This window comes from Cellulomonas sp. B6, from assembly GCF_001462455.1.
In the GTDB taxonomy this organism is placed as follows: Bacteria; Actinomycetota; Actinomycetes; order Actinomycetales; family Cellulomonadaceae; genus Cellulomonas.
Window position 1 is genome coordinate 1 of sequence record NZ_LNTD01000253.1, and the last position, 637, is coordinate 637.

The 637-nt window shown below is 71.7% G+C and carries 1 protein-coding gene; it reads left to right on the forward strand.

The window, feature by feature from the left end; translation table 11 throughout:
- Positions 1-637, forward strand: a 637-nt coding sequence (locus ATM99_RS17495; protein WP_223305255.1) for a methyl-accepting chemotaxis protein, incomplete at both ends; no start/stop codon positions are given.

Below are 637 nucleotides of genomic sequence, written 5' to 3' on the forward strand. Positions count from 1 at the left end.
CGGGGGTGGCGGAGTCGGCGGGGACGGTGGCGGCTGCGGCGGAGGAGCTGGCGGCGGCGTCGGGTCAGGTGGCGTCGGGGTCGGAGGAGACGTCGGTGCAGGCGGGTGTGGTGGCGGCTGCGGCGGAGCAGGTGAGCAGGAACGTGCAGGCGGTGGCTGCGGGGGCGGAGCAGATGGGTGCCTCGATCCGGGAGATCGCGCAGAACGCGTCGGAGGCGGCGAAGGTCGCGCAGGCGGCGACGGGTGCGGCGGCGACGGCGAACGAGACGGTGTCGCGGTTGGGTGCCTCGAGCGCGGAGATCGGGAACGTGGTGAAGCTGATCACGCAGATCGCGGAGCAGACGAACCTGTTGGCGTTGAACGCGACGATCGAGGCGGCGCGTGCGGGTGAGGCGGGCAAGGGGTTCGCGGTGGTGGCCGGTGAGGTCAAGGAGCTGGCCTCGGAGACGGCGAAGGCGACGGAGGACATCGCGCGGCGGGTGGAGGCGATCCAGGCGGACACCTCGGGTGCGGTGGAGTCGATCGCCTCGATCGGGTCGATCATCGCGAGCATCAACGACTACCAGCTGACGATCGCCTCGGCGGTCGAGGAGCAGACGGCCACGACGAACGAGATGTCCCGCGGGGTCGGTGAGGC